The organism is Nocardioides pelophilus, from assembly GCF_014180685.1.
GTDB classification, from domain to species: domain Bacteria; phylum Actinomycetota; class Actinomycetes; order Propionibacteriales; family Nocardioidaceae; genus Nocardioides; species Nocardioides pelophilus.
In genome coordinates this window covers 1-23759 of record NZ_JACEHF010000049.1, presented here as the reverse complement: position 1 = coordinate 23759, position 23759 = coordinate 1, and the positions used below count along the sequence as shown (strand labels likewise).

The 23759-nt window shown below is 71.3% G+C and carries 20 protein-coding genes, 1 tRNA gene and 1 riboswitch; of the genes, 10 read left to right on the top strand and 11 right to left on the bottom strand.

Annotation, left to right across the window (positions count from 1 at the left end; all coding sequences use genetic code 11):
* From H0488_RS10565 to cobN, 3 genes are all read right to left on the bottom strand, one after another.
* A partial coding sequence (locus tag H0488_RS10565; protein ID WP_183099235.1) for a cobyric acid synthase occupies nucleotides 1-866 on the bottom strand: 866 nt, incomplete at its 3' end.
* Nucleotides 867-955: 89 nt separating this feature from the next.
* Complete coding sequence (cobF, locus tag H0488_RS10560; RefSeq protein WP_183099234.1) at nucleotides 956-1693, bottom strand: precorrin-6A synthase (deacetylating); 738 nt, start codon at nucleotides 1691-1693, stop codon at nucleotides 956-958.
* On the bottom strand, nucleotides 1690-5430 hold the full coding sequence (gene cobN / locus H0488_RS10555; RefSeq protein WP_183099233.1) for a cobaltochelatase subunit CobN: 3741 nt from the start codon (nucleotides 5428-5430) through the stop codon (nucleotides 1690-1692). The genes cobF and cobN overlap by 4 nt, the downstream gene beginning before the upstream one ends.
* A gap of 54 nt (nucleotides 5431-5484) precedes the next feature.
* Nucleotides 5485-5591: riboswitch (cobalamin riboswitch) on the bottom strand.
* A 14-nt stretch (nucleotides 5592-5605) separates the two neighbouring features.
* Between cobN and H0488_RS10550 the strand changes: the two genes are divergently transcribed.
* On the top strand, nucleotides 5606-5992 hold the full coding sequence (locus H0488_RS10550) for a hypothetical protein (protein ID WP_183099232.1): 387 nt from the start codon (nucleotides 5606-5608) through the stop codon (nucleotides 5990-5992).
* 122 nt (nucleotides 5993-6114) lie between these two features.
* On the opposite strand, the gene H0488_RS10545 is transcribed toward H0488_RS10550, so the two are convergent.
* The gene (locus H0488_RS10545; protein WP_183099231.1) at nucleotides 6115-7668 is read right to left on the bottom strand and encodes an AMP-binding protein; all 1554 of its coding nucleotides are present in this window, start codon (nucleotides 7666-7668) and stop codon (nucleotides 6115-6117) included.
* A 190-nt stretch (nucleotides 7669-7858) separates the two neighbouring features.
* Between H0488_RS10545 and H0488_RS24065 the strand changes: the two genes are divergently transcribed.
* The 4 genes from H0488_RS24065 to H0488_RS10530 are packed head-to-tail and all read left to right on the top strand — an operon-like array spanning nucleotide 7859 to nucleotide 11471.
* The gene (locus H0488_RS24065) at nucleotides 7859-8344 is read left to right on the top strand and encodes a hypothetical protein (RefSeq protein WP_246371824.1); all 486 of its coding nucleotides are present in this window, start codon (nucleotides 7859-7861) and stop codon (nucleotides 8342-8344) included.
* 49 nt (nucleotides 8345-8393) lie between these two features.
* A complete protein-coding gene (locus H0488_RS10540) occupies nucleotides 8394-9812 on the top strand; it encodes a sensor histidine kinase (protein ID WP_312856285.1) in 1419 nt (472 codons plus the stop codon).
* Nucleotides 9797-10468, top strand: coding sequence for a response regulator transcription factor (locus H0488_RS10535; protein WP_183099230.1), 672 nt, complete (start codon nucleotides 9797-9799; stop codon nucleotides 10466-10468). Before H0488_RS10540 ends, H0488_RS10535 begins: the two co-directional genes overlap by 16 nt.
* A 58-nt stretch (nucleotides 10469-10526) precedes the next feature.
* A complete protein-coding gene (locus H0488_RS10530) occupies nucleotides 10527-11471 on the top strand; it encodes an endonuclease domain-containing protein (RefSeq protein ID WP_183099229.1) in 945 nt (314 codons plus the stop codon).
* A 105-nt stretch (nucleotides 11472-11576) separates the two neighbouring features.
* Here the strand turns inward: H0488_RS10530 and H0488_RS10525 are convergent, their stop codons facing one another.
* Together H0488_RS10525 and H0488_RS10520 are read right to left on the bottom strand one after the other, a co-directional pair.
* Nucleotides 11577-12497: a serine/threonine-protein kinase gene (locus tag H0488_RS10525; protein WP_183099228.1), complete on the bottom strand. Its 921-nt coding sequence runs from the start codon at nucleotides 12495-12497 to the stop codon at nucleotides 11577-11579.
* A 4-nt stretch (nucleotides 12498-12501) separates the two neighbouring features.
* Nucleotides 12502-12882 carry a hypothetical protein gene (locus H0488_RS10520; protein WP_183099227.1) on the bottom strand — a complete coding sequence of 127 codons (381 nt, stop codon included), beginning with the start codon at nucleotides 12880-12882 and terminating at the stop codon, nucleotides 12502-12504.
* 131 nt (nucleotides 12883-13013) lie between these two features.
* Here H0488_RS10520 and H0488_RS10515 point away from each other — a divergent pair, with 131 nt between their 5' ends.
* Nucleotides 13014-13271: a superinfection immunity protein gene (locus H0488_RS10515; RefSeq protein WP_183099226.1), complete on the top strand. Its 258-nt coding sequence runs from the start codon at nucleotides 13014-13016 to the stop codon at nucleotides 13269-13271.
* Nucleotides 13272-13292: 21 nt separating this feature from the next.
* On the opposite strand, the gene H0488_RS10510 is transcribed toward H0488_RS10515, so the two are convergent.
* From H0488_RS10510 to H0488_RS10495, 4 genes are all read right to left on the bottom strand, one after another.
* Nucleotides 13293-13364: transfer RNA gene (locus H0488_RS10510), tRNA-Val, on the bottom strand.
* A 310-nt stretch (nucleotides 13365-13674) separates the two neighbouring features.
* Nucleotides 13675-14148, bottom strand: a complete 474-nt coding sequence (locus H0488_RS10505; protein ID WP_183099225.1) for a peroxiredoxin — start codon at nucleotides 14146-14148, stop codon at nucleotides 13675-13677.
* Complete coding sequence (locus tag H0488_RS10500; protein WP_183099224.1) at nucleotides 14145-15761, bottom strand: AMP-binding protein; 1617 nt, start codon at nucleotides 15759-15761, stop codon at nucleotides 14145-14147. Before H0488_RS10500 ends, H0488_RS10505 begins: the two co-directional genes overlap by 4 nt.
* Before the next feature lie 44 nt (nucleotides 15762-15805).
* Nucleotides 15806-16234, bottom strand: a complete 429-nt coding sequence (locus H0488_RS10495; RefSeq protein WP_183099223.1) for a DUF3052 domain-containing protein — start codon at nucleotides 16232-16234, stop codon at nucleotides 15806-15808.
* A 152-nt stretch (nucleotides 16235-16386) separates the two neighbouring features.
* Here H0488_RS10495 and aceE point away from each other — a divergent pair, with 152 nt between their 5' ends.
* Nucleotides 16387-19179, top strand: a complete 2793-nt coding sequence (aceE, locus tag H0488_RS10490; RefSeq protein WP_183099222.1) for a pyruvate dehydrogenase (acetyl-transferring), homodimeric type — start codon at nucleotides 16387-16389, stop codon at nucleotides 19177-19179.
* An 8-nt stretch (nucleotides 19180-19187) separates the two neighbouring features.
* Here the strand turns inward: aceE and H0488_RS10485 are convergent, their stop codons facing one another.
* A complete protein-coding gene (locus tag H0488_RS10485) occupies nucleotides 19188-20147 on the bottom strand; it encodes an alpha/beta fold hydrolase (protein WP_183099221.1) in 960 nt (319 codons plus the stop codon).
* A gap of 131 nt (nucleotides 20148-20278) precedes the next feature.
* Between H0488_RS10485 and H0488_RS10480 the strand changes: the two genes are divergently transcribed.
* From H0488_RS10480 to H0488_RS10470, 3 genes are all read left to right on the top strand, one after another.
* The gene (locus tag H0488_RS10480) at nucleotides 20279-21445 is read left to right on the top strand and encodes a PucR family transcriptional regulator (protein ID WP_312856284.1); all 1167 of its coding nucleotides are present in this window, start codon (nucleotides 20279-20281) and stop codon (nucleotides 21443-21445) included.
* A 78-nt stretch (nucleotides 21446-21523) separates the two neighbouring features.
* Nucleotides 21524-22723: an acyltransferase domain-containing protein gene (locus H0488_RS10475; RefSeq protein WP_183099220.1), complete on the top strand. Its 1200-nt coding sequence runs from the start codon at nucleotides 21524-21526 to the stop codon at nucleotides 22721-22723.
* A 26-nt stretch (nucleotides 22724-22749) separates the two neighbouring features.
* Nucleotides 22750-23759: beta-ketoacyl-ACP synthase III (locus H0488_RS10470; RefSeq protein ID WP_183099236.1), on the top strand; the 1010-nt coding region annotated here is incomplete at its 3' end.

Here is a 23759-nt window from a genome sequence, read left to right as displayed (position 1 = left end):
GGCTCCAGTCCGAGCGCGTCGACGTCGGTGAAGTTGCTGATCCGCGGCAGCCGCACCACCGCCACCCGGCGGGCGCCCTCGACGGACCGCCGGCCGGAGAGGTCGAGCGCGTCCTCGGAGTCGAGCCAGAGGTCCGGGTGCCACGGCAGGACGCCGTACGTCGGGCGGCCGGTCCGCGTCTCCAGGTCGGCGAGCCCGGGCCGCAGCAGGTCGACGTCGCCGCGGAACTTGTTGACGACGAACCCCTTGACGAGCGCCTGGTCCGCCGCGTCCAGCAGCATCAGCGTGCCGTACGCCGACGCGAACCACCCACCGCGATCGATGTCGCCGACCACGATCGTCGGCACGTCGCCGTGCCGGGCGAGGCCCATGTTCACGTAGTCCGACGCCCGCAGGTTGATCTCGGCCGGGCTGCCGGCGCCCTCCGCCACGACCAGGTCGAACCGCGACCGGAGGTCGTCGAACGCCGCGAACGCCGACTCCGCCAGCCGCTCCCGACCCGCGGTGAAGTCGCGCGCCGCGATCTCGCCGTCGGGTCGCCCCATCCGCACCACGTGGCTGCGTCGGTCGCTCCCCGGCTTCAGCAGCACCGGGTTCATCGCCACCTCGGGCTCGACCCCCGCCGCCAACGCCTGCACCCACTGGGCGCGCCCGATCTCGCCGTATCCGTCGTTGGTCGAGGAGGTCGCGAAGCGATCTCGGAGGTCGAGGAGGTCGCTCTGGCGACCGTCACGAGACCCGTCGAGGACCACCATCGAGTTGTTCGACATGTTCTGGGCTTTGTACGGCGCCACCGCGATCCCCCGCCGCGCGAACGCCCGGCACAGCCCGGTCACCACCACCGTCTTGCCGGCGTCAGAGGTCATGCCCGCGACGAGGATGGCCCGCCCCGCTGGTCGCTCGCGCCGTTGGTCGACGAGGTCGCTCCGGCGACCGTCACAAGGCCCGGCGCCCGTCACGGGACCACCGGCTTCCGCACCACGAAGATGTCGAGCACCCACCCCGCCGCGGCGCGGATCCGCTCGCGTGCCGTCTCGATCTCCGGCAGCACGTCGCCGACCCGGCCGGCGACCAGCTCCTCCTCGGGGCGCCCGAGGTTGCCGCCCCACCAGATCGTCCACTCGTCGAGCCCGTCGAGCTCGACGGACCGGTTCAGCATCACCGCGATGTTCGCCTGCCCGTCGGCGACCGCGTCGGCCAGCAGCCGGCCGGTCGTGACGTGCAACGGCTGACCGAGGTCGTGCAGCACGATCCGGTGGCGCGCGGCCAGCAGTTGGAGCGCACTGATGCCGGGCACGACGTCGTAATCGACCTCGACCACCCCTCGCTCCGCGATCGCCTCGACGATCCGGATGGTGGAGTCGTAGAACGCCGGGTCACCCCAGACCAGGAACGCCGCGGTGCCCTGTCGCTCCGCCAGCACGGCTTCGTAGGCAGCCGTCCGGGCGGCGTGCCAGCCGGCGACCGCTGCGGCGTACCCGCCGTCGCCGTCGGGCTCCCGGTCACGCGGCGGGTCGGGCACCGCCACCAGCGGTACGCCGAGCTCGGCCGCGATCTCGCGCCGGATCGCGAGCAACGGGTCGCCCTGCTGCTTCTCGGCGGCGACGACGTAGTCGACGGTCCGCAGCGCGTCGGCGGCCTCCGGCGTGATCTGGTGGGCGCCCATCCCGATCCCGACGATGCGGATCCTCACCGGTCCTCCAGGTCGCCCTCGACCTCGAGGTAGGCGGCCTGCAGCGCCGCCATCACCTCCGGGTCCGGCTCGGCCCACAGCCCGCGCTCGGCGGCCTCGTGCAGCCGCTCGACCATCCCCCGGAGGGCCCACGGGTTGGAGCGGCGCAGGAACTCCTGGTTCGTCGCGTCGAGGACGTACTCCTTCGCCAGCGCCGCGTACATCCAGTCGTGGACGACGCCCGCGGTGGCGTCGAAGCCGAACAGGTAGTCCACCGTCGCCGCCTGCTCGAACGCGCCCTTGTAGCCGTGCCGCTGCATCGCGCCGATCCACCGCGGGTTCACCACCCGCGCCCGGAAGACCCGGTTGGTCTCCTCCTGCAGGGTGCGGGTGCGGACCGCGTCCGGCGAGGTGGAGTCGCCGACGTACGCCTTCGGGTCCGCCCCGGTCAGCGCCCGCACCGTGGCGACCATGCCGCCGTGGTACTGGAAGTAGTCGTCGCTGTCGGCGATGTCGTGCTCGCGGCTGTCGACGTTCTTGGCCGCCACCTTGATGCGGCGGTAGTTGGTGCGCATGTCGTCGCCGGCCGGCACGCCGTCCAGCCCGCGCCCGTAGGCGAACCCGCCCCACGCCGTGTAGACCTCGGCCAGGTCCTTGTCGTCGCGCCACGAACCGGCCTCGATCGCCTGCAGCAGGCCGGCGCCGTACGCCCCCGGCTTGGAGCCGAAGATCCGGGTGGTGGCCCGGCGCTCGTCGCCGTGCGCCGCCAGGTCCGCCTGCGCGTGGGCGCGCACGAAGTTCTGCTCGAGGGGCTCGTCGAGCGCGGCGACGAGCTGGACGGCGTCGTCGAGCAGCGCGACCACGTGGGGGAACGCGTCGCGGAAGAAGCCGGAGATCCGCACGGTCACGTCGACCCGCGGCCGCCCCAGCTCGTCGAGCGGTACGACGGACAGCTCGCGGACCCGGCGCGACGCCTCGTCCCACTCGGGCCGGACGCCCAGCAGCGCGAGCACCTCCGCGATGTCGTCGCCGGACGTGCGCATCGCGCTGGTCCCCCAGACCGAGAGGCCCACCGACTCCGGATAGCGCCCCTCGTCGTCGAGGTAGCGCTGGAGCAGCGAGTCCGCCATCGCCTGTCCGGTCTGCCAGGCCAGGCGGGACGGCACCGCGCGCGGGTCGACGGTGTAGAAGTTGCGACCCGTCGGCAGCACGTTGACCAGGCCGCGCAGCGGCGAGCCGGACGGACCGGGCCGCACGAAGCCGCCGTCGAGCGCGTGCAGCACGGCGTCCAGCTCGTCGGTGGTCCGGTCCAGCCGCGACACCACCTCGGTCGCGGCGAACTCGAGCACCCGCTGCACCTCGGGGTCGTCGTGCAGGGTGGTCGCCACCGCGGGATCCCAGTCGGACTTCTCCATCGCTTCGACGAGGTCGCGCGCCTGAGCCTCGATCCTGTCGACCTCCACGCGTTCGCCTGCCTCGCCGGTGGTCGAGGTGCGAGGCGCGCTAGCGCCGAGCCTCGAAACCTCCGGCGTCTCCGTGCCCAGGCCCAACGCCGCCCGCAACCCCGGCACCGCCTGCGCCTGGCCGCCCCACACCTGGGCAGCCCGCAGGATCGCCAGCACGAGGTTGACCCGGGCTTCGCCGGCAGGAGCCTGGCCGAGGACGTGGAGGCCATCCCTGATCTGGGCGTCCTTGATCTCGCAGAGCCAGCCGTCGACGTGGAGCAGGAAGTCGTCGAAGTCGTCGTCCTCGGGGCGCTCGTCCAGTCCGAGGTCGCGGTGCATCTCGGCGCTCTTCATGAGCTGCCAGATCTCGCCGCGGATCGCCGGCAGCTTGGCCGGGTCCATCATGGCGATGTTGCCGTACTCGTCCAGCAGCTGCTCGAGCCGCGCGATGTCGCCGTACGACTCCGCCCGCGCCATCGGCGGCACCAGGTGGTCGACGATCGTCGCGTGCGCGCGTCGCTTCGCCTGGGCGCCCTCGCCCGGGTCGTTGACGAGGAAGGGGTAGATCAGCGGCAGGCTGCCGATCGCCGCATCCGTCGCGCACGACGCCGACAGCGCCGCGTTCTTGCCCGGCAGCCACTCCATCGAGCCGTGCTTGCCGAGGTGGACGACGGCGTGCGCCTGGAAGCCTCGCTCGACCCAGCGGTACGCCGCCAGGTAGTGATGGCTCGGCGGCAGCTCGGGGTCGTGGTAGATCGCGACCGGGTTCTCGCCGAAGCCCCGCGGCGGCTGGATCATGAGCACGACGTTGCCCGCCCGCAGCGTGGCCAGCACGATCTCCTGGCGCTCGTTGATGAAGAGCCGTCCGGGCGCCTCACCCCACGCCTCGATCATGGCGGCCCGCAGGTCGTCGGGCAGGTCCGCGGTCCACGCCCGGTAGTCGTCGGCGCTGATCCGCACATGCGCGTCGGTGAGCTGGGCGTTGGTCAGCCACTCCTCGTCCTGGCCGCCTGCCTCGATCAGGGCGTGGATGAGGGCGTCACCGGCAACGGTGTCGTCGTCGCCGTCGATGATCCGGGTGATGCTGTTGGCACCGCCCAGGTCGTAGCCCGCGTCGCGGAGCCGTCGCAGGAGGTGCACCGCCGAGACCGGGGTGTCCAGGCCCACGGCGTTGCCGATCCGCGCGTGCTTGGTCGGGTAGGCCGACAGCATCAGCGCGAGCCGCCGCTCCGCCACCGGCGTACGACGCAGCCGGGCGTGGTTGACCGCGATGCCGGCGACCCGGGCGCAGCGCTCCGGGTCGGCGACGTAGCGCGGCAGCCTGTCCGGGTCCTCGGGGTCGACCTCCTTGAAGGAGAACGGCACCGTGATGATCCGTCCGTCGAACTCCGGGATCGCCACCTGGCTCGCCGAGTCGAGCGGGGTGACCCCGTCGTCGGACGCCTCCCACTCCGCCCGGCTGCTGGTGAGGCACAGCCCCTGGAGCACAGGGATGTCCAGCGCCGCGATCCGCTCCACGTCCCACGTCTCGTCGTCGCCGCCCGCACTCACGGCTGCGGGCACCGAGCCGCCCGCCGCCAGCACCGTCACCACCAGGGCGTCGAGGGTGCCGAGCGCCTCGAACAGCTCGTCGGGCGCGGCCCGCAACGACCCGGCGAAGACGGGTACGGCGACCGCGTGACCGGTCGCGTCGACGGCGTCGGCCAGGGCGTGCACGAAGTCGGTGTTCCCACTCACCTGGTGCGCCCGGTAGAAGAGGATCCCCACCCGCGCCTTCGCCTCGGTGGTCGAGGAGGTCGCGCCAGCCGCAACGCCGGTGGTCGAGGAGGTCGCGCTGGCCGCAACGCCGGTGGTCGAGGAGGTCGCGCTAGCGACCGTCTCGAGACCCCGTTCCCACAACCCCCACGCCGGGACGACCGCCGGCGGCTCGAACCCCTCACCGGTCAGCAGCACCGTGTCGGACAGGAACGCGTGCAGCTGCGCCAGGTTCGGCGGCCCACCCTCGACGAGGTAGCGGTGCGCATCGGCGGCGATCCCGACCGGCACCGTCGAGGCTGCCATCAGCGCCGCGTCCGGCGTCTGCTCGCCACCCAGGACCACCACCGGCCGACCGGCGCCACGCACGGCGGCCAGCTCCGCGTCGTACTCCTGCGGTGAGCCGAGCAACCGGACGACGGCGAGGTCGGCCGAGCCGGCGAGCTCCCCCAGGTCGGCCGCGTCGCAGCGTGCCGGGTTGGCGAGCGCGTAGTCGGCGCCGCTGGCACGGGCGGACAGCAGGTCGGTGTCGGACGTGGAGAAGAGTGCGACGCGCATTCGACTGCAGAGCCTCCTCGGGGTTCTCGCCCCTCATCGGATCGGATGCCCCGTGGCCAGTGTCTGGCTGCCCTGCCGCGCGAGGCGCGACCGGGTCACAGTGGCGGAACCGCCCCGGACTCACACCGGGTTCCTGCTCCACGGGACCTGTGGGTCAGACCCTACGGTGGTGCCCGTGCAGAGCGACCACGAGCCCAACCCTCGACCCGTGGTGCTGGTCGACGGGCTCACCGGCGAGCAGCTGCTGGCGGTCGTCGGCGACGCCCGCGTCGTGACCAACGGCCCCCTGGAGCTCGAGGGTCACGGCAGCTCGGGCGTCGCGGTGCTCAGCCTCGCGATCCACCAGCGGCGCCTCGGCCTCGAGATCGACCACGTCGCCTGCATCGACGCCCGCGGGGGTGAGGACCCGGTGAGTGGCCGGCCTCTCGCCGTACCACCCGCGCCGCAGGTCGCCACCCTGATCACCTTCGTCGCCGGCCGCGACGAGGCTTCGGCAGCCTGGACCGCCACCACCGCCGACGCCTTCCGCGCCGCCGGCTGGCCCGTCGACGTCGCCGGCTAACCCGCCGGCGTGTCACTCCTGCCCCAGGGATCACGTCGAGCAGGCAAACCTCGCGCTTGTCGGCCAGTGCATTGCCCGACAAGCGCAGGAATCCCCGGTCGACCGGGGATTCCTGCGAACCCCTAGTTCACCTGGCGCTCCAGCCCTTCCCAGTACTTCGCACGCAGCTTGAACTTCTGCAGCTTGCCCGTCGCCGTTCGCGCCAGCTCCTCGCGGAACTCCACCGACGTCGGTGCCTTGTAGCCGGCCAGCCGCTGCTTGCACCAGGCGATCAGCTCGGCCTCCGTGTCCGGTCCGGCCTCGGCGCCGGCAGCGAGTACGACGAGCGCCTTGATCGTCTCGCCCCACTTCTCGCTGGGCACCCCGATCACGGCGACCTCGGCCACCGCGGGGTGGGAGAAAAGGGCGTCCTCGACCTCGATCGACGAGACGTTCTCGCCGCCGGTGATGATCACGTCCTTCTTGCGGTCGGCGATCGTCAGGTAGCCGTCGTCGCCGATGACCCCGCCGTCGCCGGTGTGGAACCACCCGTCACCGAGCGCGGCCTCGGTCTCCTCGGGCTTCTCCCAGTAGCCCTCGAGCACCACGTTGGACCGGGCCAGCACTTCGCCGGCCCCCTCCTCGGAGTCGTCGATCCTCAGCGTCACGCCGATCGCCGGTGCGCCGGCTCGGGTGAGCTTCTGGGCGCGTTCCTCCGGCTCGAGGTCGTCCCACTCGGCGCGCCGGCGGTTGATGGTGAGCAGCGGGGAGGTCTCGGTGAGGCCGTAGATCTGGATGAACTCCCAGCCGAGCTCCTGTTCCACCCGGGCGACCGTCTTCGTCGGCGGGGGTGCCCCGGCCATGATGATCCGCACCCGGTCGCGGCCGGGGATCTCGCCCTCCCAGTCGGGCAGCGCGTCGAGCACCGCCGCGGCCACAGCGGGCGCCGCGCACATGACGGTCACCCCGTGGTCACGGACCCGGCGCAGGATCTCGGCACCGTCGATCTTGCGCAGGACGATGTGCTGCGCCCCGACGCCGGTCATCGCGAACGGCATGCCCCAGCCGTTGGCGTGGAACATCGGGAGCGTGTGGAGGTAGACGTCGCGGTCGCTGATCGTCGTGTGCAGGCCGAAGGTCATCGCGTTGGTCCAGATGTTGCGGTGCGTGATCTGCACGCCCTTGGGCCGCGCGGTGGTGCCGGACGTGTAGTTGATCGTCGCCGTCGCCGACTCGTCGTGCTCCCACGGCTCGGGCTCGACGCCCGGCTCCGCGTAGAGGTCGGAGTCGGTGCCGAGCACGAACTTGTGCTCGCAGTCGACACCCTTCAGCGACTCCTCCAGCTCCGGGTCGACGTAGAGCACCCGGGACCCGGACTGCTCGACGATGTACTGCACCTCGTCGGGCCGCAGCCGGAAGTTCACGGGCACCAGCACCCGACCCCAGCCGCAGACACCGAAGAACGACGTGAGCAGCCGGCTGCTGTTGTGGCTCACGACCGCGACCCGCTCCCCCGGTGCGATCCCGAGCTGGTCGAGGCGGGCGGCCTGGCGTCGCGCCAGCTCGCCCATCTCGGCATAGGTCAACTCGCCCTGGCTCGGAGCGGGCTGCTGCGGCTCGTCGACCACGCCGACCCGCTCGCCGTACACGGCGACGGCGCGGTCGAGGAAGTCACGGACGCTGAACGGAACGAACATCGGTCTCCTCCGGCTGAGGTGAGCTGAGCGAGGGTGGTGACGAGCGCCACTCTAGGGGCGGCAGAGGTTGCCGCGAGGTTGCTCGAGGCCGCCGTACGGCGAACGCGCGCCGCTCTGCGACGAACGGCAGGTGAGAGCGTTCTCATGTCGGTCTCACGCTCGCGCCACGCGACCCGGGAAGCATCGGAGCATGAGCACGCTGCTGAAGATCCTCGTCGCGCTCGGCGTGGCCCTCCCGCTCGCCGCGTTCGTCGCCGGATCGCTGGTGGCCTCTTCCGACGACTCTCCGCCGCGCGAGCGGATCATCATCGAGGACGACTCCGAGCCCGTCGCTCCGGCCGCGGATCCGCGCGACGAGCGGGAACCGGCGCGGAAGCCGTCCCCCGCGGACTCGGACGATGACGACACCGCTGCCGACACCGGTGACGACGACACGGGCAACGACGCGGGCGACGAGGCGAGCGACGACGCGACTGACGACGCCGCCGACGAGCCGGACGACAACGACACCCGCACGCCCACCGGGGATGCCGGCGGGGACGATGAGCGCGATGATGATCCCGACACCCGAGGTGCCGACAGCGACGACGACCGAGGCGACGACCGGGACGACGACAGGGACGACCGGGACGAGGACCGGGACGACCGGGACGACGAGGAGGAAGACGACGACTGACACCGGGGAGCCTCGACCGGTCGCCCGACCCCAGCGGTCGGGCGTTTCGGTGCGCACCCGGATCGCCCTCGCGGTTGCCTTGCTGGTGGCGCTCGCTCTCACCGGCTCCGGTGCGATCGTCTATCTGATCGAGCACGACCGGAACCGCGAGCAGGCGAGGGGCGAGGTGGACCAGGAGCTCGAGGAGTTCATCAGGTTCCAGGACGATGGCGTCGACCCGCGCACCGGCGAGCCGTTCGAGGGCGTCGTCCCCCTGCTGCAGGTCTTCCTGGACCGCAACGTCCCCAGCCCCTCCGAGGCGTTCCTCGCCTGGTACGACGACGAACCCATCCCCGGCCAGGACCCCGGCGACGATGCCTACCTGGGCGACCCGGAGTTCGACCGGATCGTGGAGGAGCTCACCCCCACCAACGGCAGCCGGCTCTGGACGAGCCCGAGCGACGGCGAGGTCCTCATCGCCGTCCAGTCCGTGCAGTTCGAGGGTGATGACCGGGTCGGCGCGCTCGTCGTGGTCCAGGAGCTCTCGGAGCGTGACGCCCTGCTCAACGAGACGATGCGCACCTACGCGATCGTGGCGTTCTTGTCGCTGCTGCTGGTCCTGGTCATCGGCTGGTGGCAGTCGGGCCGGCTGCTGGCGCCGTTGCGCACGTTGCGCTCGACGGCGGAGAGGATCGGTGCCACGGACCTCTCGCAGCGGCTGCCCGTGAGCGGCCACGACGACATCACCGCGCTCACCCGCACGGTCAACGGCATGCTCGACCGGCTGGAGTCGGCGTTCATCTCCCAGAAGAGGTTCCTCGACGATGCGGGCCACGAGCTGCGCACCCCGCTGACCGTGCTCAGCGGTCACCTCGAGCTGCTCGACGCCTCGAGCCCGGAGGAGGTCGAGGCGACCCGTGACCTCCTGCTCGACGAGGTGGACCGGATGGCCCGGCTGACCCGCGACCTGATCCTGCTGGCGAAGAGCGACCGTCCGGACTTCCTGCGGATCGGACGGGTGGACCTCGACGAGCTGGTCGAGGACCTGGTCGCGAAGGCCCGCGGCCTCGGCGACCGGCACTGGCAGTACGACGGCGCGCCCGCCATCGGGATCGACATGGACCGGCAGCGGATCACCCAGGCCGTGCTGCAGCTCGCCGACAACGCGGTCAAGCACACCCAGGAGGGCGACGAGATCGCCATCGGGGCCGATTCTGCAGCCGGGCTGGTCACGATCTGGGTCCGGGACACCGGCACCGGGGTGCCGCCGGCCGACCGGGAGCACATCTTCGAACGCTTCGGACGAGGCGCGGTTCGCGAGAACGACGAAGGGTTCGGCCTCGGCCTCTCGATCGTCCGCGCGATCGCCGTCGGCCACGGCGGCACGGCGCACGTCGAGGACGCGCCGTCCGGCGGCGCGCGGTTCGTCCTCACCCTTCCCCTTCGCCAGCCCCGCCCCAAGGAGACAGAGCCGTGGCCCGCATCCTGATCGTGGAGGACGAGGTCAAGATCTCCTCGTTCGTCTCCAAGGGTCTGCGGGCCGACGGCTTCCAGACAACCGTCTGCGCCGACGGACGCGAGGGCCTCGACCATGCGCTGAGCGGCGAGTTCGACCTGATGGTGCTCGACATCGGCCTGCCCGGCGTCGACGGCTTCGACGTCCTCGACCAGCTTCGGTCGCAAGGGTCCCGGATGCCGGTCATCGTGCTGACCGCCCGCGACTCGGTGACCGACACGGTGACCGCGCTGGAGGGAGGCGCCGACGACTACATGCCCAAGCCCTTCCGGTTCGCCGAGCTGCTCGCCAGGGTGCGGCTGCGCCTGCGCCAGGTGCACGCCACCGACACCGACGGCTCCCTGGGCGCCGTCGAGGCGGGTGGGGTGCGGCTCGACCTGCGGACCCGGAGGGCGACGGTCGGCGGCAACGAGGTCGACCTGTCCGCGAGGGAGTTCGCGCTGGCCGAGGTCTTCATGCTCAACCACGGGCAGGTGCTCTCCCGCGAGCAGCTGCTCGACCACGTCTGGGGTTTCGACTTCGACCCCGGGTCCAACGTGGTCGACGTCTACGTCGGCTACCTCCGCAAGAAGTTCGGTGCCCACACCATCGCCACCGTCCGCGGGATGGGCTACCGGTTCAACGGCTGAGCCCTGGGTCCTGTGGATGAGCCCCGCGGCGATCGCGGATCCGGCGGATCCTCTGGACATGACCGCAGTACCAGGCGGCCGGCACGCCGCCTTCGACACCAGCCGACCTTTCACGCGTGCTCAGGCACTGGCGCACGGAATCAGCGACCGCGAGCTCGCGGGTGCCGACTACCAAGCGCTCTTCCGGGGCGTGCACGTCGCGGCGGACGTGGAGGTGACGCCGTTGCTGGTCGCCACCGGCGCCCTGTCGCTCTTCCCGGCCGACGCGCACGCGAGCCACGCCACCGCGGCGCGCCTCTACCGGCTACCGATCCCTCCGCTCCCGCAGGAGCACGTCACCGTCCGTCGAGCCGACGATCGACGGCGTCGCGCCGGGGTCGCGTGCCACGTCGCCGCCCAGGCGCAGACCCGGCTCCTCGCCGGCATCCGGGTGTCCACGCCGGAGCAGGTGTTCCTCGATCTCGCCTCGCAGCTGCCGCTCGTCGACCTCGTGGTCGTTGGTGACCACCTGGTCCGCCGCGGTCTGGTGTCCCGAAAGCGGCTGACCGCCTTCTGCGCAGCCGCGTCCGGCAAAGGCGCGGCGCAGGCGCGAGCGGCCGCCGCGTTCGTCCGCGAACGGGTCGACTCCCCGATGGAGACCAGGCTGAGGATGCTCATCCTCCTCGCCGGGCTCCCCGAACCCGTGGTGAACCGAACCTTCGGCGACGAGGACGGCCTGGGGTTCCGGCGCTACGACCTCTGCTGGCCGCGGGCCCGCCTGATCGTCGAGTACGACGGGCGCCACCACATCGAGCGCGAGAGCCAGTGGGAGTCGGACCTCGAACGGCGGGAGCGGATCGAGGACGACCGCTGGCGGATCGTCGTGGTCACCGGCAGGGGCATCTACTCCACCCCCGGCCACACGGTCGCGAAGATCCACCGCCTGCTGCTCGAGCGCCGGATGCCGGGCACGCCGAAGACGTTGTCGCGCCGGTGGCAGCAGCACTTCCCGGGCCACGCCTGAACCGCTGTCGGTGGACAACTGCACATCTGCGCCGTTGTCCGGTCCGGGAAGCCTCGCGGCCAGCGGATTCCGGTGCAGATGTGCAGTTGTCTCCGCACTCGGCCCTCAGACCGGGCGGGCATTCACCTTGAACGTCAGCCGCGCCTTCGGCTGCCGCGCGAGCACCGGCTCGAGCGCCTCGGCGATCTCGTGGGGCAACGGGCGGTCGTCCGGCCGCGGAGCGAGCGCGGAGCTGATGACTGCGACGACCTCCGGTGGCACCCCGGAAGGCAGCTCACCGGGTGGCTCGACCACCTGCGGGTGCCGCTCGGCAGGAGTCGCGCCGTCCCGGTTGCCCTCGGGGAACGGCCGCTCCCCTGCGATCGCGTGGAAGAGGGTGGCCCCCAGCCCCCACACGTCGCTCGCGAAGCTCGGCACCTCGCCACCCTCGCGGCCGGCCCCGCCCGGCGCGGCCTGCTCGGGTGCCAGGTAGGCGTCGGTCCCGATCACGCCCTTGATCGCGGCGGCGGCCGCTGCGGACCGCGCGACGGACAGGTCGATCAGCCGGGCGGGAGAGCCCATGATCAGGTTGCTCGGCTTGATGTCGAGGTGGCAGACGTCGACGTACCGGAAGTAGTGCAGCGCCGAGGCGATGTCGATCGCGAGCGGCACGTACTGCTGCTCCGACAGTCGCCCGTACCGTCGGATGAGCGTGGACAGGCGCGGCCCCTCGATGTGCTCGAGCACGAGGTGCGGCCGAGGACCGTCGGCGTCGTACCGAAGCCCGCGGACGACGACGGGATGGTTGGCGATCTCCAGCGCGGTCGCCTCCCGCTCGAGCCCGTGCAGGGTCTCGGGGTCGTCGACCTCGGTCGGCCGGACCACCTTGACCACCACTGGGCCGTAGGTGATCTCGTCGAAGGCGAGGAAGGCCTCGTACGCCGAGCCACCCCCGAGCAGCCGCAGGGCGGTCAGCTCGGGGGTGATCGCGTCGCCTTCCCGCAGGCCCCAGCTGGCGTCGGCCGCTGGCGCGAGGGTCGGGCTCACCGGGTCACCGGGTGTTGTGGCGGGAGCGGTCGTTGGTGCGGTTCTGCGACCAGTCCCGACGCCGCGAGTTCGTGTTGTCGCCCGTCCAGTCCTTCACCCGCCGCCCGCTGCGGCTGTCGTCGCGGCCGCTGCGGTCGCCCGTGCGGGAGTTGTCGCTGCCGGTGTTGCGGGACCGGCTGTTGGTGTTGGTGTGGGTGTCCCGAGCCAGCCGGTTGGTGTCGTCGGCATCGTCGTCGTCCACCAGTACGACGTCGGGGGTGTCCTCGTCGCGCTTGAGGACCGACTGGTCGAAGCCGGCGCTGGCGCTCTGCTGGAAGGCCATCAGGCCGGTGGCGACCAGCCCGGCGAGTCCCAGGGTCATCATCCGGAGCGGATTGATCTTCATCGTGTTCGCCCTTCCTTGTCGTTGTCGGCGTTGAGGAAGAGCCAATACGGAGCCGGTGAGTCCCTCATGAGTCGTCGGTGAGAGGACTCTCACCGACGATTCCGAGCTCGCACTCCTACTAAGGTGCGCCCATGTACTTGGAGATCGTCACCGACAAGCAGGACCGCGCGCGCCAAGCACTGGTCACCTGGGTCGCGACCTTCGCGACCTGCGGCTACCTGCTGCCCTGGGCGATCGCCACCACCCGCGGCAAGGCCAACGCGCCGGCGATCGGGGCGATCAACTTCTTCACGGGCTGGACCGTGGTCGGCTGGTTCGTCGCCCTCGGCATGGCCGTGGGCGACCACCGGGTCGCCGGTCTCCGGGTGTGGACGCCGCCCGGTCGGTGACGGCGCCCGGTGCTCTCGAGGTGGGCGCAACAGGGATCGAACCTGTGACCGCCTGCTTGTAAGGCAGGAGCTCTACCGCTGAGCTATGCGCCCGCATTCAGCGGCCGCGAGCCTACCGTCCGGCACCGATCACCCCGAAACGCCCTCCAGGCCGGCAGCGGGGCGCGCGCGGCGAAGCCGCATCGTGTGACGCCCGCGGGCCGAGCGAAGCGATGGCCCAGGCGGCGCCACACGATCCGCGACACGCTCGGCCCAAACAAAAAGGCCGAACCGCTGGCGTCTCGGGTCACCAGCGGTTCGACGAAACGAACTGTAGCGAGACGGAAACATCCGTCCAAGGGGCAAAGGTCACTTCGCGGGAAAAATCATCCGAAAGGACTACCGCGTTAGTCCGCCCGGGCCATCAGTCGACGGCGGCGCGCAGCTGCTTGAGGTGCTCGTCGAGGTCGCGGCCGGCGGAGAGGGCGTTGTGGACGGCCCAGGCGAGGTTGCCGTCGCGGTCGATGACGTACGACGACCGCAGCGGGGCGCCCGCCGACTCGTCGAAGACGCCGTAGGCGCGGGTCACCTCGCCGTGCGGCCAGAAGTCGCTCAGCAGTGCGAAGTTCAGCCCCTCTGCGTCCGACCAGGCCCGCAGCGAGTAGATCGGGTCGCAGGAGATCGCGACCACCTCGGTGTCGAACGTCAGGAACTCGTCGAGCCGGGCCCGGAGCGAGCTCATCTCCCCGGAGCAGACGCCGCTGAACGCGAACGGGTAGAAGAGGATCAGCACCGCCTTGGTCCCCCGGTACGACGACAGCGTGATGTCCTGCCCGAACTGGTCGCGCAGGGTGAAGTCGGGCGCGGGCCCGCCGAGGGCGAGTCCGGCTTCGGTCACGGGGTGTCCATCTGGGCGAGCTCGCGCTTGAGGACCTTGCCCGTGGCGTTGCGGGGCAGCTCCTCGAGGACCACGATGTCGCGCGGCACCTTGTAGCGGGCGAGGTTGGACTTCACGTGGTTCCGGATGTCCTCCTCGGAGACCTCGGCGCCGTCCGCGAAGACCACGAAGGCCCGCAGCCGCTTGCCGTAGTCGTCGTCGTCGACCCCGACGGCAGCGACGTCGGCGACCCCGTCGAGGGTCGAGATGCAGTCCTCGACCTCCTTGGGGAAGACGTTCTCCCCGCCCGACACGATCATCTCGTCGTCACGGCCCTCGACGTACAGCCGTCCCTCGCTGTCGAACCTGCCGACGTCGCCGGTCGACATCAGCCCGTCGATGATCTCCTTGTGGCCGCCACCGGTGTAGCCCTCGAACTGGAGGTCGTTGCCGACGAAGATCCGGCCGGACTCGCCCACCGGAAGCTCCTTGCCGTCCGCGTCGAGGATCTTCACGACGGTCGCGTGCGGGATCCCGCCGGCGGTGCCGGGCGCCTCCCGCAGGTCCTGCGGCGTCGCGATGCTGGCCCAGGCGACCTCGGTCGAGCCGTAGATCGAGTAGAGGTTGTCGCCGAAGCGGTCCATCCACTGCTCCGGCAGGTCGCCGGGGAGCGCCGAGCCCGACGAGGCGACGGCCTGGAGGCTCGGAAGGGGGTACTTGTCGAGCGTCTCGTCGGGGAGCGCGAGGATCCGCTGGAGCATCACGGGGATGACGACGAACGAGTCGCAGTCGTGCTCGGCGAGCAGCCGCAACGCGTTCTCGGGCTCGAACTTCCGGGTGAGCACCATCGTCGTGCCCAGCAGCATCGCGGCCTGGTAGTGCGCGAAGCCCCAGGTGTGGAAGAGCGGCGCAGCGATGTGACAGGTCCAGCCGGCCTTCAGCGGCATCCGGGAGAGCAGCGCGACCGCGGCGGGGATGCCTGCCTGCGGCCGTGGGGCGCCCTTGGGCGTGCCGGTGGTGCCGGAGGTGAGGATGATCGTGCGCGGCGTCCGGGTCGGCGGCGTCGGCTCCTCGAACGAGCTCGCCGTGCGGATCAGCTCCTCGACGCTGTCCGGGCCCGGGTCGCCGTCGGTCCAGCCGATCACCCGGTGCTCGATCTCGACGCCCTCGAGGAGTCCCTCGAACTCCTCGTCGTAGACGACGACCCGCGGCTTCTCGCGCGCCACGACGTCCTTGAGCTGCGGCCCGGCGAACGCGGTGTTGAGGTAGAGCACGTCGGCGCCGACCTTGTTGATCGCGATCGACGCCTCGATGAAGCCGCGGTGGTTGCGGCACATCACGGCGACGCCGTCGCCCTCACGGACGCCGCGAGCCGCCAGCGCGTTCGCCAGGGCGTTGGTACGGCGGTGCAGCTCGCCGAAGGTCACCTGGCCGCGCTCGTCGATGATCGCGACGCCGTCGGGCATCCGCAGCGCCAGGCTCTTGAACCCGCCCGCCGGGGTGGTGCCCCACTTGCGGAGCGCGCCGACGATGCCGACCAGCGTGCGCGGGCCGTACGGCCGCACGATGCCGGCAGCGGACAGAGTCTTCAGGCTGACGGCGGCGTCGCGCGCCCGCGTGCTCATCGATCCCATAGCCGCCGACGTTACAACCTCGGCACCACCTGTCGGAGCGGTGGTCAGCTGATGGTTCGCGGCGCGATCAGCTTGGTCGCGACCCACTCGCTGCCCACGGTCGCCGTGGTCGTCAGCGCGAGCCCGGCGATCGGTGCCGCCTCGGCGATGTCGGCCGGGTCGACGGCGTTCGGCCGCCCCACCTTGGGGGTCAGCAGCCAGATCATCCCGCCGCCGACGAGGTCGGTGATCGAGTCGAAGAGCCCGTCGACGAGGTCGCCGTCGTCGCTGCGCCACCACAGCACGACGGCCTCGACCACGTTGCCGTAGTCGCCGTCGACCATGTCGCCGTCGATGGCGTCCTCGATGGCGATCCTGAGCTGGTCGTCTGCGTCCTGGTCCCACCCGAGCTCTTGGACGACCATGCCCGCCTTGAATCCGAGCCGGTTGGCGGGTCCGCTCGAATCGGTCCCGCCGTCCGCGGTCGCGCTCACGGGTTCCTCCAGTCCATTGCGATTGTCGGGGTCGATCCCCGAGGTGTCGGGAGTAGTCCAGCGGAGTTGGGGCGACGGCGCAAGCGGCGTCCGCAGGAGGGGCTACCGCTGGGTAGATTTTGTGCAGGACCGATAGGTGCCACGATGGCCGGGTGACCGGAGACGCCGACCCCACTCCCACTGCCCGCAACACCCCCGCCCCGGCGGTGATCCACGAGGGCCTGCCGACCCAGCTCCCGGACATCGACCCCGATGAGACCCAGGACTGGATCGCTTCCTTCGACTCGCTGCTCGACGAGCGCGGGCGTGAGCGCGCCCGCTACATCATGCTGCGCCTGCTCGAGCGGGCCCGGCAGAAGCAGGTCGGGGTGCCCGCCCTGCGGAGCACCGACTACATCAACTCCATCCCGCCGGAGCGCGAGCCCTGGTTCCCGGGCGACGAGGAGATCGAGCGGCGGATCCGCGCGTTCATCCGCTGGAACGCCGCGGTGATGGTGTCGAGCGCCAACCGCAAGGGACTCGAGGTCGGCGGGCACATCGCGACCTACCAGTCGTCCGCCAGCCTGTACGAGGTCGGCTTCAACCACTTCTTCCGCGGCAAGGACCACCCGGGAGGTGGCGACCAGATCTTCATCCAGGGCCACGGCTCCCCCGGCATCTACGCCCGCGCCTACCTCGAGGGACGGCTCGACGAGCAGCAGCTCTCGCGGTTCCGGCAGGAGGTCCAGCACGGCGTCGGGGCCGGGCTGCCCTCGTACCCCCACCCCCGGCTGATGCCGGACTTCTGGGAGTTCCCGACGGTGTCGATGGGCCTGACCGCCATCAACTCGATCTACCAGGCGCGGTTCAACCGCTACCTCCAGAACCGCGGGATCAAGGACACCAGCGAGCAGAACGTATGGGCGTTCCTCGGCGACGGCGAGATGGGCGAGCCCGAGTCGCTCGGCGCGATCCGCATCGCTGCCCGCGAGGAGCTCGACAACCTGGTGTGGGTGATCAACTGCAACCTGCAGCAGCTCGACGGCCCGGTCACCGGCAACGGCAAGATCATCCAGGAGCTCGAGGCCAACTTCCGCGGCGCCGGCTGGAACGTGATCAAGGTGATCTGGGGCCGCGAGTGGGACGAGCTGCTCGCCCGTGACGTCGACGGCGTGCTCGTCAACCAGATGAACACCACGCCCGACGGCCAGTTCCAGACGTTCTCGGTCGAGGACGGCGCCTACAACCGGGAGCACTTCTTCGGCCCGGACCCGCGGCTGCGCAAGATGGTCGAGCACATGACCGACCGGCAGATCGAGAAGCTGCCGCGCGGCGGCCACGACTACCGCAAGGTGTACGCCGCGTTCGACTCCGCGACCAAGCACACCGGGCAGCCGACGGTGATCCTGGCGCACACCATCAAGGGCTGGACGATCGACTCCCTCGAGGGCAAGAACGCCACGCACCAGATGAAGAAGCTGACCATGGCGGACCTGAAGAAGTTCCGCGACCGGCTCTACCTGCCGATCTCCGACCGCGACCTCGAGACGACGTACGAGGAGAAGGGCACCGCGCCGTTCTTCCACCCGGGCATGGAGTCGCCCGAGATCGAGTACATGCTCGAGCGTCGGCGCTCGCTCGGCGGTTCCCTCCCCCGGCGGGTGCTCCGCGCGAAGCCGTTGACCCTCCCGGGCGACAAGGTGTACGCCGAGCTCAAGCAGGGGTCGGGCAAGAACAAGATCGCCACCACCATGGCCGTGGTCCGGCTGCTCAAGGACTGGATGAAGGACCCCGAGATCGGCAAGCGGTTCGTGCCGATCGCGCCCGACGAGTACCGCACCTTCGGCATGGACTCGATGTTCCCGTCGGCCAAGGTCTACGACCCGGCCGGGCAGACCTACGAGTCGGTCGACCGCAAGCTGCTGCTGGCCTACAAGATGTCCCCCCAGGGCCAGATGCTGCACGAGGGGATCTCCGAGGCGGGAGCCGTCGCCTCGGCGACCGCGGCGGGCTCGGCGTACTCCACGCACGGCGAGCACATGATCCCGTTCTACATCTTCTACTCGATGTTCGGGTTCCAGCGCACCGGCGACTCGATCTGGGCGATGGCCGACCAGCTCGCGCGCGGCTTCCTGATCGGCGCCACCGCGGGCCGCACGACGCTGACCGGTGAGGGGCTCCAGCACGCCGACGGTCACTCGCCGCTCCTGGCGGCGACCAACCCGGCCGTCGTCCACTACGACCCGGGCTACGCCTACGAGATCTCCCACATCATGCGCAGCGGGCTCGAGCGGATGTACGGCACGGGCGGCCCCGACGGCAACGGCGAGAACGTCATCTTCTACATCACCGTCTACAACGAGCCGGTCAGCCAGCCCGCCGAGCCGGCCGACGTCGACGTCGAGGGCATCCTGCGAGGCATCCACCAGGTCCGGGTCGCCGACGGGGACGGCCCGCGGGTCCGCCTGCTGGCCTCCGGTGTCGCGCTGCCGTGGATCGAGGAGGCAGCCCAGCTGCTCCGTGACGAGTGGGGCGTGGCCGCGGACCTCTGGTCGGTGACCTCGTGGAACGAGCTGGCTCGCGACGCGGTCGCGTCCGAGCACTGGAGCTTCGGCCACCCCGGCGAGACCCCGCCGACCCCGTTCGTGACGCAGCGGCTCAGCGGCTCCTCCGGACCGGTGATCGCCGTGTCCGACTACATGCGGGCCGTTCCGCTGCAGATCGCTCGCTGGGTGCCGGAGGACTACCGCGTCCTCGGCGCCGACGGGTTCGGCTTCGCCGACACCCGCCCCGCCGCCCGCCGGTTCTTCCAGATCGACGCCCAGTCGGTCGTCGTACAAGCCCTGCAGGCCCTGGCCGACGCCGGCGAGATCGACTCGGCCGTGGTCGAGAAGGCGTTCACCCAGTACCGGATCGACGACCCGACCGCGGTCGCGGGCGTCCTCCAGGAGGGCGGAGACGCCTGACCGTCAGGTCAGGCAATGACGCTGCGCAAGGGGGGCGGCGCCACGGTGGCGCCGTTGCGCAGCAACCGCCGGAACCGAGCGCGGTTGTAGACCGACGGCTCGGTGGTGCTGACGAACTGGTCGAGGAGCCGGACGAACTCCTCGGGGTGGTCGCGGTGCGGGAAGTGGCCGCTGTCGGGCAGCACGGTGACCATCGCCTCCGGAGCCAGCGTGGCGGCGTTGCTCGAGTGGCGGACCGGGATGACGTGGTCGTCGCGACCCCACACGACCGCCATCGGCATGGTCTCGGTCAGGTAGGCGCGATCGGACATGGTGACGATCTGGCCCTTCCAGTCGACCACCGCCCGCACCAGGTGACGGATCGCGAACCGGGTGTGCCGGTCGCGCCACGACTCGACGATGGTGGCGACCTCGTCGAGGTCGCGGGTGTACTTGCGGAGTCCTCCGCCGCCGTACGTCGCCAGCGCCCGCAGCGCTCCGGTCTCCAGGTGGCGGAGGCCGGGCAGGGTCAGGATCCGCATCACCTGCTCCCAGCCGGGCGCCTGGATCAGCTTGACCGCGAGCGACACCTCCGGGCCGAGTCCGCCGGCGGACACCAGCATCAGCCGTTGGGTGCGCTCCGGGAACTGGTAGGCGAACTGCAGCGCCACGCCGCCGCCGAAGCTGTGGCCGACGACGGTCACCTTGTCGATGCCGAGCAGGGTGAGCAGGTCGCGCATGCCGTTGGCGTAGCCGCCGAGCGTGTAGTCGGCGCGCGGCTTGTCGGAGAGACCGTGGCCGAGCAGGTCGGGCGCGATCACCGTGTACTTCTTGGCCAGGAGCGGGATCACGGTGTCCCAGGTGGTGCGGTCGCAGGCGAGGCCGTGGAGGAGAAGGAGTGCCGGCCCGGACCCCGTCTTGACGAATGCCCGCCGCTTGCCGTGGATGGTGACGAACTGGACCTCGGAAGGTGCAGCATCGATCGGCATGGGTTTCCTTCCGGAGTTCGCCTGGGCAGGTGAAGGATTCAACCACGGGCGCCGGGCGGCAAACAGGCGCGGTGTGTAAATCCCGCATCACGATTGCGCTCGTAACCGGGCTGGGTCCGTAGGCTGCAGGCGTGTCCCGAACCCCGAACCCGCGGGCGCGCGCGGTCCGTCAGCTCCGCAGCGCGGCGGGCAAGCTCGGCACGGCCGCCACCACGCGGATGGAGACCGACCTGCCGTGGTTCGCCGAGCTCGACCCCCAGGAGCGGTCCTGGGTCGGGCTGATCGTGCAGGCCGGCATCCGGGACTTCATCGAGTGGTTCAAGCAGGACTCCGCCTCACCGTCCTTCGGGCAGGCCCCGGAGGCGAACCTGTTCGGCGTGGCGCCGCCCGCGTTGGCCGGGACCATCCCCCTCCACCAGACGGTCGAGCTGATCCGGTTGAGCATCGAGGTCGTCGAGCAGAACCTCGAGAGCATCCTCGACCCCGCCGACGTCCGCGACGCGCACGACGCCGTGCTCCTCTACGCCCGGGAGGCCGCCTTCGCGACCGCGGAGGTCTATGCCCGGGCCGCCGAGGTGCGCGGCGCCTGGGACGCGCGTCTGGAGGCGCTCGTCGTCGACGCCGTGCTGCGCGACGAGACCGACGACGCGGTCCTGTCCCGGGCCAGCGCCGTCGGCTGGGGCGCCCGGGGCGACGTCGCGGTGGTGCTCGGCAACGCCCCGGCCGAGCACACCGACGCCGGAGTCATCGACGCCGTACGACGGGCGGCCGGTGCCGCGGGGATGGACGCTCTCGGCGCGGTGCAGGGCCACCGGCTGGTGGTGATCCTCGGCGGCGTGACCGACCCGGAGAAGGCGGCCCGTGCGGTGGTCGGCCTGTTCGGCGACGGGCCGGTCGTGGTCGGACCGGTGGCGGCCGACCTCGGTCACGCCTACCTGTCGGCCCAGGCTGCGACCGCGGCGATCCGCGCTGCCGCCGGCTGGCCGGAGGCACCAAGGCCGGTGCTCAGTCACGACCTGCTCCCGGAGCGGATCCTGGCCGGCGACGAGTGGGCCCGGATGGAGGCGATCGACGGGATCTACGAGCCGCTGGCCCAGGCACGGGGGACCCTCGTCGAGACGCTGTCGGCCTATTTCGCCCATGGGGCCTCGATCGAGCCGACCGCGCGAGCGCTGTTCGTGCACCCCAACACGGTGCGCTACCGCCTCGGCCAGATCGCCGACCTGACCGGGCTCACGCCCTCCCGGCCCCGCGACGCGCTCACCCTCCAGCTCGCGCTGGCACTCGGCCGTTTGTAGGAACCCCACAAACGACGGTCGGCGAGTTCGTGAGCTCCGGAGGCGCGCTTGGGACTCGCGGCGAGGCACGCTGGACAGGTGCTCGTCATCGTCGCCCCCGGACAGGGGGCCCAGACCCCCGGCTTCCTCCAACCCTGGTTGAAGGAGCCGACGTTCGCTGCGCGGTTCGACTGGCTGTCCACCGTCGCCAGCCTCGACCTCGCCCACTGCGGCACCGAGGCGGACGAGGCCGAGATCCGCGAGACCCAGATCGCGCAGCCGCTCCTCGTGGCGACGACGCTGGTCACGGCGCTCGAGCTCTTCCCGCACCCTGCTGATGCCTACACCAAGCTCGGCGCGGTCGCCGGCCACAGCGTGGGCGAGATCGCAGCAGCGACCGGTGCCCGCGTCATCAGCGCGGAGCAGGCGATGGTGCTCGTGCGCGAGCGCGGCCGTGCCATGGCCGACGCCGCAGCAGCGACACCGACCGGCATGACCGCAGTGCTCGGCGGCGACCGGGACGCGGTGCTCGACACGCTCGCGCGCCACGGCCTCGTCGCCGCCAACGACAACGGACCCGGCCAGGTGGTCGCCGCCGGCACCGTGGAGCAGCTCGCAGCGCTCGCCGCTGACCCTCCCCCCAAGGCGAAGCTGCGCCCGCTCTCGGTGGCTGGTGCCTTCCACACGCCCCACATGGCGCCGGCGGTGGACCACGTGGCCGGGCTCGCCCGCTCGATCTCCGTCCACGACCCCCGCACCCGGTTCATCTCGAACCGCGACGGCAGCGTGATCCACGACGGCGCCGAGGTCCTGAGCCGCATCGTCGGCCAGATCGCGCGCCCGGTGCGCTGGGACCTGTGCCTGGAGTCGATGGCCGACCTCGGCGTCACCGGCATCCTCGAGATGCCGCCGGCCGGGACCCTGACCGGCATCGCGAAGCGGTACTTCCGCGGCCGCGGCATGCCGGTCGAGACCTTCGCGCTCGACGGGCCCGACCAGCTCGACGACGCGCGCGCGTTCGTCGAGAAGCACGGTGAGGCCTCGCCGATCGAGACCAGCCCGACCTGGCGGATGGTCGTCTCCCCCGTCAAGGGTGTCTTCCACCGCGACGAGCACGCTGCCGACTCCGGCGTCCTGGCGCCGGGCGTCACGATCGGCGACGTCGCCAGCCTGCGCGACCGGATCGAGGTCACCTCGTCGCACGGCGGCCAGGTCGTCGAGTGGCTCGTCGAGGACGGCGACCCGGTCGCGCCCGGCCAGCCCCTGGTACGCCTGCACCCCGCGGGCGGCGCCGCGTGACCGCGACGGGCACGACGGGCCGTCCGTTGCAGACCGACCAGGGCGCGTCGTACGCCGGCATCCTGGGCATCGGCGCCTACCGGCCCGCCCGGCTGGTGCCCAACGCCGAGATCGTCGACGCGATCGACTCGAGTGACGAGTGGATCCAGCAGCGCTCCGGCATCAAGACCCGGGGCTTCGCCGACGACTCCGAGACCGTCGTCGCGATGTCGGTGGCCGCCTCCCGCGACGCGCTCGCCCACGCCGGCGTCGACCCGCGCCAGGTCGACTGCGTGATCGTCGCGACGGTCAGCCACCTGCTCCAGACGCCGTCGGCGGCGACCGCTGTCGCCCACGAGCTCGGCACCGACCAGGCCGCCGCGTTCGACATCTCCGCCGCGTGCGCCGGCTTCTGCCACGGCGTGGCCCTCGCGTCCGACCTGGTGCGGGGCGGCAGCGCCCGCTACGTCCTGGTGATCGGTGTCGAGCGGCTCTCCGACATCACCAGCAACACCGACCGCGGCACGGCGTTCATCTTCGCCGACGGCGCCGGCGCGGCCGTGATCGGTCCGTCCGAGACGCCGGCGATCGGCCCCGTCGTCTGGGGTTCCGACGGCGAGCAGTACGACCTGATCCGGCAGCGCGAGGACTGGCGCGACGTGCTCGCGTCCGACTCACCCGAGATGCCGCACCTGGTGATGCAGGGCAACGCGGTGTTCCGCTGGGCGTCATACTCCATGGCCAAGGTGGCACAGCAGGCCCTCGACCGGGCCGGGATCACCGTCGACGAGCTCGACTGCTTCGTCCCCCACCAGGCCAACAACCGGATCACCGATGCCATGGCGCGCGCGATGAAGCTCCCCGCGCACGTCCGCATCGCTCGCGACATCGTCGACGCCGGCAACACCTCCGCGGCCTCGGTCCCGCTCGCCCTCGAGCGGATGATCCGCGACGGCGACGCGAAGTCGGGCGACGTCGCCCTTCTGGTCGCCTTCGGCGCCGGCCTGGCCTACGCGGCCCAGGTCGTCACCATCCCCTGGGACCCCCCACCCCCCCC

Coding starts and splice junctions, on each gene's coding strand:
- H0488_RS10515 (WP_183099226.1), top strand. CDS start 13,014: ATGTACTTGGAGATCGTCACCGACAAGCAGGACCGCGCGCGCCAAGCA.
- H0488_RS10485 (WP_183099221.1), bottom strand. CDS start 20,147: ATGCCGATCGATGCTGCACCTTCCGAGGTCCAGTTCGTCACCATCCAC.
- H0488_RS24065 (WP_246371824.1), top strand. CDS start 7,859: ATGAGCACGCTGCTGAAGATCCTCGTCGCGCTCGGCGTGGCCCTCCCG.
- H0488_RS10545 (WP_183099231.1), bottom strand. CDS start 7,668: ATGTTCGTTCCGTTCAGCGTCCGTGACTTCCTCGACCGCGCCGTCGCC.
- H0488_RS10520 (WP_183099227.1), bottom strand. CDS start 12,882: ATGAAGATCAATCCGCTCCGGATGATGACCCTGGGACTCGCCGGGCTG.
- cobN (WP_183099233.1), bottom strand. CDS start 5,430: ATGCGCGTCGCACTCTTCTCCACGTCCGACACCGACCTGCTGTCCGCC.
- H0488_RS10500 (WP_183099224.1), bottom strand. CDS start 15,761: ATGGGATCGATGAGCACGCGGGCGCGCGACGCCGCCGTCAGCCTGAAG.
- H0488_RS10530 (WP_183099229.1), top strand. CDS start 10,527: ATGACCGCAGTACCAGGCGGCCGGCACGCCGCCTTCGACACCAGCCGA.